Here is a 7,598-nt window from a genome sequence, read left to right as displayed (position 1 = left end):
CCGGTGCCTGAGACCCGGGCGGGTGCTCCCCCGTGGTCCGAACCTTTCCACCGGAGAAGTACCTAGGGATCGGTAGAACTACGTATATGTCCGCAGCCGGTCAGGCGGCGGGACGGCGTTCCAGGAACACCCTGCTCGCCTGCACGCGGCTGCGCACCTGGAGCTTGTCGAAGATGTGGCCGACGTGGACGCCGACCGTGCGTTCGCTGATGAACAGGCGCTGCCCGATCTCGCGGTTGGTCAGACCCTCCGCGATCGCGGCCAGCACCTCACGCTCCCGGACGGTGAGCACGGCCAGCTCGTCGCCCTCGTCCACGGCCGCCACCGCCGGCTCCTCGCCGGCCACCAGGGCGATCCTGGCCCGCGAAGCCACCGCACTGATCTCGGCGGCGAGCGGTTTCGCGCCCATCGCCTGCGCGGTCGCCCACGCCGCCCGCAACGCCGCCGTCGCGGCCGCCTTGCGACCCTTGCGGCGCAGCAGCTCCTCGGCCTGCCGCAGTCGCGAATACGCCGCCGGATAGGGCTGGTTGCGCTTGTCCCACGCGCTCGCCGCACGCTCCCACGGCGCCGGGTCGTGCCTGTCCTCGATGCGGCTCAGCTCGGCCGCGCAGAGGTCCAGATAGCCCTCGACCACCGCCCGGACCGGCGCGGCGGCGTCGTCCACGCTCTTGGCCATGCGGTCGCGCACGACGGTGAGCCGGCGAACCGCCGCCGGGTCCACCGGCACCTCGCCGCCGCAGTGCGCCTCGGCCTCGGCCCGCAGCCCGTGCCAGGCCAGCACGCCGAGCAGCACCAGGTCGTCGGAGCGGGTCTCGGTCAGCCCGCGGCGCACCGCGAGCCGGGCCTCGTCGGGCCGGCCCTGCCACATCGCCAGCCCGGCCCGCAGCGTGAGCATCGGCAGCACGTGCCGGGCGCCGCCGCCGGCCAGCAGGGTGGCGACCGCGTCGAGGTCGCGCTCGGCCGCCTCGACGTCGCCGAAACCGACCCACAACCGGCACCGGGCCAGCAGGATCTCCACGGCGTCCGCGCCGGACGGCCGCTGCCGCATCGCCTCGGCCAGCATCCGGTCGGCCTCGGCCCACTGCCCGACGCGGAAGAGCCCGTTCGCCGCGATCGCCAGCAGCCGCAACCGGTACGTGCCCCCGACCCGGTCCGCGCCCCGCCGCGCGACGAGCACACCCTCCTCGAGGGAGTTCAGCGGCCCGGTGAGCAGCTCGGCCAGATGCAGGAACGCGCAGCCCACGTCGTCCGGCGTGCCGCCAGCCTCGGCCGCCGCCAAGGCCTGCCGGAGCACCGCGAGACCCTCGTCGGGATCCTCACGGAAGGCCAAGCTGAAGCCGAGTGCCGCGCTCGCCCGCACCAGGTCCGCCGTCGAGGCGGTGCCGGCCAGTGCCTCGCGGGCGCGCACCCCCGCCTCCGCGTATCGCCCCAGGTGCAATAGGAGCTCCGCCAGGTACGCCGCCGCGGTCACCCGCTCGGCCGGGGTGCACGCCGGGTCGGCGAGCACGCGTTCGTACTCGCGCTCCGCGTGCGCCGACCGGCCCGCCGCGGACAGGTAACGCGCCCGGCGCAGGTGGATCTCGGCGTTCTCCCCACCGCCGGCCAGCTGCTCCAGCCGAGACAGCGCCAGCTGGTGCTCGCCGCACCGGTGCGCGGCCTCGGCGGCGTTGCCGAGAAGCCCGGGGTCGGGCTGGGCGTCCTGGTCGTGCTGGTCGTCCTGGCCGTCCTGCGCGGTCAGGTCGAGCGCCAGGGTCCAGTAGCGGTGCGCCTCGGCGAAGCCGTGCAGTCGCTCGGCCTCACGCGCCGCGGCCACCACCGCCGGCAGCGCCCGCGCCGGCTCGCCCGCACGCTGCCAGTGATAGGCCAGCCGGGCGTGGTCGGTGTCGCCGGCGAGCGCCTCCGCATACCGCCGGTGCAACGCCGCGCGCTCGACCGGCAGCACCTCGTGCTCCAGGATCTCGGCGACCAGCCGGTGACGCAGGCGATAGCCGTCCTCCGCACTGGTCACGATGCGGTGCGCGACCGCCGCCCGGATCGCCTCGATCAGCTCGTCGGCGGTCAGCGGCACCACCGCGGCCAGCAGATCGTGCCCGACCGGCTCGACGCCCGCGGCCACCGCGCGTACCACCGAGTGCGCCGGGCGGGGCAGCTCGTCCACCCTGGACAGGAAGATCTCGCGCAGCGTCTCGGACAGCTCGGCCCGGCCGTCGCGCAGGTCCCGGGCCAGCTCCTCGGCCACGAACGGGTTGCCGCCGCTGCGCTTGAAGACCCGCTCGGCGTCGTCGGCCGGCACCGCGCCGCCGGCGATCGCGGTGACCAGCTCGTGCGTCTCGGCCCTGTCCAGCGGGGTCAGCTCGACCACCCGCACCGACCGCAGCCGGCGCAGCTCGGCCAGCACCCGGCGCAGGGGATGGGTGCCCTGCAGCGACTCGGCGCGGACGGCGGCCAGCACCGACAGCCGGACGTCGCCCAGCCCGGCCAGCAGATAGAGCAACAGCTGGCGGGTGCTGCGGTCGGCCCACTGCAGGTCGTCGAGGACGAGCAGCAGGCGGCGGTCGCCGGCCACCGAGCGCAGCGTCTGCGACACCCGCTCGAGCAGGGCGCCCGGGTCGGCGCCGTGGCCGTCGAAGTCGGGATCGTGGCGGCGCAGGGCCGGGCGCAGGGGATGCAGTGGGGACGCGTCGCCGATGTCGAGACACGTACCCGAGAGCACCGCCGCGCCGGCCGCGGCCATCTCCTGCGCCGCGGCCCGCAGCAGCCGGCTCTTCCCGACGCCGTTCTCCCCGGTCACGAACACCGCCGCGGTGCCGCCCGGGCCCGCCTCGGAGAGGTCACGCCGCACCGCCCGCAGCGTCGCGGAGCGCCCGACGAGTGGCGCGTCGTCCGCTTCGCTGGTCATGAGGGGGAGCCTAAACCGAATCGACGTAGCACAGTCTCGTCGCCCGGGGCCGATCTACGTCACAAATCCGACCGGCTCACTACGTATCACAGATAGGTAGTTCTGCCGATCCGCGCGACCCCCGCCCTTGCGATTGTTGATCTCGCCAGCGCCGACTTGGGGAGCGTGGAAGAAATGGCCATCGTGGCGGGCGTACGCCGGCAGACCGTGTCGGTCCTGTTCGTCGACATCGTCGGATTCACGGCGCTGGTCGACGGATGGGACTGCGCGGACGTGCGCGCGTTGCAGATGGACTATTTCGCCCTCGTCTCGGCGGTGGTCCGCGATCACGGCGGGGTCGTCGAGAAGTACGTCGGCGACGCCGTGATGGCGGTGTTCGGCCTGTCGTCGCGGCGTCCGGAGGGGGGCGCCGCGGCGGCGGTCCGCGCCGGGATGGGCGTGCAGGAGGCGATATCGGGGGTACGTCTGGCCGGCCGGCACGAGGTGCACACCCGGGCCGGGGTGTCCACCGGCGACGTCATGGTGGATCTCGCGGCGGCGCGGGACGGCGGATACGGCATGGTGTGCGGCGGCGCGGTCAGCCTCGCGGCGAAGCTGCAGGCGTGCGCACCGCACGACACGCTGGTGGTCTGTCCCGCGACGCACCGGCTCTCCAGCAGCTCGGTGGACTACCAGGAGTTGCCGCCCGCGGAGGTCGGCGGCCGCCCGGTCGACATCTTCCGTGCGCTTGTCACTCGAACAAGTGTTTCAGCTCACGTCGCTTGAAGTTTTGTCTGTTTTGTACCACGGCTCGCGTTCCGGCTTCGGCTGGCCTGCGCGAAAGCGTCGTATTCCACCGGTAGGCTCGCCGCGTCCTTGAGCCACACTGCCGAGCGGGGAGTTACACGCCGTGACCGCGCAACCCGAGATCTTGTACGGTGCCGACGATCTCACGCACCTCGAGGGGCTCGACGCTGTCCGCAAGCGCCCGGGCATGTACATCGGGTCCACCGACAGCCGCGGCGTCAACCATCTGGCCAACGAGATCATCGACAACTGCACCGACGAGGGCGTCGCCGGTCACGCGACCAACGTCGCGGTGTGGCTGCACGCCGACGGCTCGGTGCAGATCGACGACGACGGCCGGGGCATCCCGACGGCGATCAACACCAAGAGCGGCCTCAACGGCGTCGAGCTGGTGCTGACCCGGCTGCACGCCGGCGGCAAGTTCGGCGGTTCGGGCTACAAGACCTCCGGCGGTCTGCACGGCGTCGGCGCGTCCGCGGTGAACGCCCTGTCCCTGCGTTTCGACGTCACGATCAAGCGCGAGGGCAAGGTCCACCAGCTCTCGTTCCAGCGCGGCGTCCCCGGCGCCTTCGACGGCGAGGGCCCCAAGGCCCGCTTCCACCCCGAGTCCGGGCTGCGCATCGTGCGCAAGATGAAGCGCGGCGAGGCGACCGGCACCTCGATCCGGTACTGGTACGACGCCCGCTATTTCGAGACCGGCGCGCGGCTCGACGTCGAGACGGTCCGGGCCAAGCTGCGCAACACCGCGTTCCTGGTGCCGGGGGTGGTGTATTCGCTGCGCGACGACACCGCCGAGGAACCGGTCACCGAGACGTTCCACTACCCCAACGGGCTCACCGACATGGTCGAGTTCCTCACGCCGGCCTCGGACAAGCCGGTGTCGCAGATCCTGATGGTGACCGGCGAGGGCACGTACAAGGAGAACGCCGCGGACGAGAACGGCGTGATGCAGTCCAACGTCGTGCGCCGCGCCGAGGTGGAGATCGCGCTCCGCTGGGGGACGGGCTACGAACGCACCGTCGAGTGCTTCACCAACACGATCCGCAACGTGCACGGCGGCACGCATCGCAAGGGCTTCGAGCGGGCTGTCGTGCGGGCGCTGTCCGAGGCCGTGCGCAACACCCGTGGCCTGCTGAAACCCAAGGAGGAGGCGCCCGTTCTGGACGACTACCTCGAGGGCATGACCGCGGTCGTCCACGTGCGGGTGCCCGAGCCGCAGTTCACCTCGCAGACCAAGGACGAGCTGTCCACGGCCGGCGTCACGCGCGTGGTGCAGGGCCTGGTCGAGCAGCACCTCAAGGAATATGTGGACGGCCGACGCACCAAGGCCGAGGCGCGGACCGTGCTGCAGAAGGTGGTGGACGCGGCCCGGGTCCGGCTGACGCAGAAACAGCAGAAGGACGCGGCTCGCCGCAAGACGGCGCTCGAGGGCGCGTCCATGCCGCCGAAACTGGTCGACTGCCGCAGCACCGGGATCGCCCGTAGCGAGATCTACATCGTCGAGGGCGACAGCGCGCTGGGGACGGCCCGGATGGCGCGCAGCTCGGAATACCAAGCGCTGCTGCCGATCCGCGGCAAGATCCTCAACGTGCAGAAGGCGAGCCTGCAGCAGGTGCTGGACAACGCCGAGTGCTCGGCCATCGTGCAGGTGCTCGGCGCCGGCTCCGGCCGCACCTTCGACATGGCCACGATGCGGTACGGCCGCGTCATGATCATGGCGGACGCGGACGTCGACGGTTCGCACATCCGCACCCTGCTGATCACGCTGTTCGCCAAGTACATGCGCCCGGTGATCGAGCAGGGCCGGCTCTTCGCCGCGATGCCGCCGCTGCACAAGGTGGTCACCAAGGGCCGCAACAGCGAGACGCTCTACACCTATACGCAGCAGGAGATGGAGTCCACCGTCGCCCGGCTGGAGAAATCCGGCAAGCAGGTGCAGAAACCGGTGCCCCGGTTCAAGGGCCTCGGTGAGATGGACGCTGACGAGCTGTGGGACACCACCATGAACCCGGCCACCCGCACCGTGCGCCGGATCACCCTGAACGACGCCGAGGCCGCCGAGGCCACGCTCGAGCTGCTGATGGGCGAGCGGGTCGAGCCGCGGAAGAACTGGTTGATCGAGGCCGCCGGCCGGATCGACCAGGAAACGATCGACGCCTGACGGGAGAGGTTCCATGGCACGCCGCAAGAACGAGTCGCAGCGGGTCGACCTGTCGTCGTTCGACCAGGCCGGCGCCCGCGTCATCGACAACTCGATCAGCACCGAGGTCGAGGACTCCTACCTGGAGTACGCGTACTCGGTCATCCACTCCCGGGCGTTGCCGGACGCGCGCGACGGCCTCAAGCCCGTGCACCGGCGCATCCTCTGGTCGATGACCGAGCAGGGTCACCGCCCCGACCGGCCGTACGTGAAGTCGGCCCGCGTCGTCGGCGACGTGATGGGCCGCTACCACCCGCACGGCAACCTGGCCATCTACGACGCCCTGGTCCGCCTCGCTCAGGACTTCTCGCTGAACGCCCCGCTGATCGACGGCCACGGCAACTTCGGGTCGCCCGACGACGGCCCGGCCGCCGAGCGCTACACCGAGTCGCGGATGTCGCGCGAGGCGATGCTGCTGGTCGGGGAGCTCGGCGAGGGCACGGTCGACTTCAAGCCCAACTACGACGGCTCCGAGGTGGAGCCCAAGGTGTTGCCGGCCGCCTTCCCCAACCTGCTGGTCAACGGCACGTCCGGGATCGCGGTCGGGATGGCCACCAACATGATCCCGCACAACCTCGGCGAGGTCGTCGCCGCCGCGCGGCACCTGATCACCGCACCCGAGGCCGACCTCGACGAGATCATGCGGATGGTTCCCGGGCCCGACCTGCCGACCGGCGGCCAGCTGCTGGGGCTGGACGAGGTGCGGCGGGCGTACGAGACCGGCCGGGGCGTGGTGCGGATGCGCGCGCGGGCGAACACCGGGCCGCTCGAGGGCGGCCGCGGGCGGCAGGCGATCACGGTCACCGAGCTGCCCTACGGCGTCGGCACCGAGAAGATCATCGAGGCCATCACCGACGAGGTGAAGGGCAAGCTGATCGTCTCCGGACCCAAGAAGGGCCAGCGGCAGGCCGCCCGGCTGCAGGGCATCGCGGACGTGAAGGACCTGACCGACCGCGAGCACGGCACCCGGCTGGTGATCGAGTGCAAGGTCGGCGTCAACCCGCAGGCGCTGCTCGCCGACCTCTACCGGCTGACCCCGCTGGAGTCGTCCTTCGGCATCAACAACCTGGTGCTGGTCGACGGGCAGCCGCAGACGCTCGGGCTCAAGGAACTGCTCGAGGTGTTCCTGAAGCACCGATACGAGGTGGTGACCCGGCGCACCACGCACCGGCGCACGAAGCGGCAGGACCGGCTGCACCTGGTCGACGGCTTGCTGATCGCGCTGATCGACATCGACCGGGTGGTCGCGATCATCCGGGCCAGCGACGACGCGGCCGCGGCCAAGGCGTCGCTGATGAGCGAGTTCGGGCTGACCGACATTCAGGCGACCTACATCCTGGACACGCCGTTGCGGCGGCTGACCCGGTTCGACCGGATCGAGCTGGAGACCGAGCAGGAGCGGCTGCGCGCCGAGATCGCCGAGCTGAGCCGGATCCTCGACGACGACGCCGTGCTCAAGCAGGTGGTGTCCGACGAGCTGGCCGCGGTGGCGTCCGAGTTCGGCGGGCCGCGGCGCACCACGCTGATCGACGGCGACCTCAAGGAGGTGCTGGCCGCGTCCGCGCCGGCCGGCCCGCTCGAGGTGGCCGACGACCCGTGCCAGGTGATCCTGTCGGCGACCGGGCTGATCGCCCGGACCGCGGCGGAGAGCGAGGAGGCCACCGAGGGCCGGCGACGGTCGGGCCGGGTCAAGCACGATGCGGTCCGCGCGGT

General features: G+C 71.8%; 4 protein-coding genes. 3 read left to right on the top strand and 1 reads right to left on the bottom strand.

The window, feature by feature from the left end; translation table 11 throughout:
- Positions 1–100 precede the first annotated feature (100 nt).
- Positions 101–2,899: an AAA family ATPase gene (locus tag AB0M20_RS18010; RefSeq protein WP_364299432.1), complete on the bottom strand. Its 2,799-nt coding sequence runs from the start codon at positions 2,897–2,899 to the stop codon at positions 101–103.
- A gap of 174 nt (positions 2,900–3,073) precedes the next feature.
- On the opposite strand from AB0M20_RS18010, the gene AB0M20_RS18005 reads away from it, so the two are divergent.
- From AB0M20_RS18005 to AB0M20_RS17995, 3 genes are all read left to right on the top strand, one after another.
- On the top strand, positions 3,074–3,664 hold the full coding sequence (locus AB0M20_RS18005; protein WP_364299430.1) for an adenylate/guanylate cyclase domain-containing protein: 591 nt from the start codon (positions 3,074–3,076) through the stop codon (positions 3,662–3,664).
- Positions 3,665–3,788: 124 nt separating this feature from the next.
- The gene (locus tag AB0M20_RS18000; protein WP_364299428.1) at positions 3,789–5,846 is read left to right on the top strand and encodes a DNA topoisomerase IV subunit B; all 2,058 of its coding nucleotides are present in this window, start codon (positions 3,789–3,791) and stop codon (positions 5,844–5,846) included.
- A 13-nt stretch (positions 5,847–5,859) separates the two neighbouring features.
- Positions 5,860–7,598 (top strand): DNA topoisomerase (ATP-hydrolyzing) (locus tag AB0M20_RS17995; protein WP_364299426.1); only part of this gene is annotated, 1,739 nt, incomplete at its 3' end.

Source organism: Actinoplanes sp. NPDC051633, from assembly GCF_040681735.1.
Classification (GTDB): Bacteria; Actinomycetota; Actinomycetes; order Mycobacteriales; family Micromonosporaceae; genus Actinoplanes.
This window is presented reverse-complemented; position numbering and strand designations above follow the sequence as displayed.

Coding starts and splice junctions, on each gene's coding strand:
- AB0M20_RS18010 (WP_364299432.1), bottom strand. CDS start 2,899: ATGACCAGCGAAGCGGACGACGCGCCACTCGTCGGGCGCTCCGCGACG.
- AB0M20_RS18005 (WP_364299430.1), top strand. CDS start 3,074: ATGGCCATCGTGGCGGGCGTACGCCGGCAGACCGTGTCGGTCCTGTTC.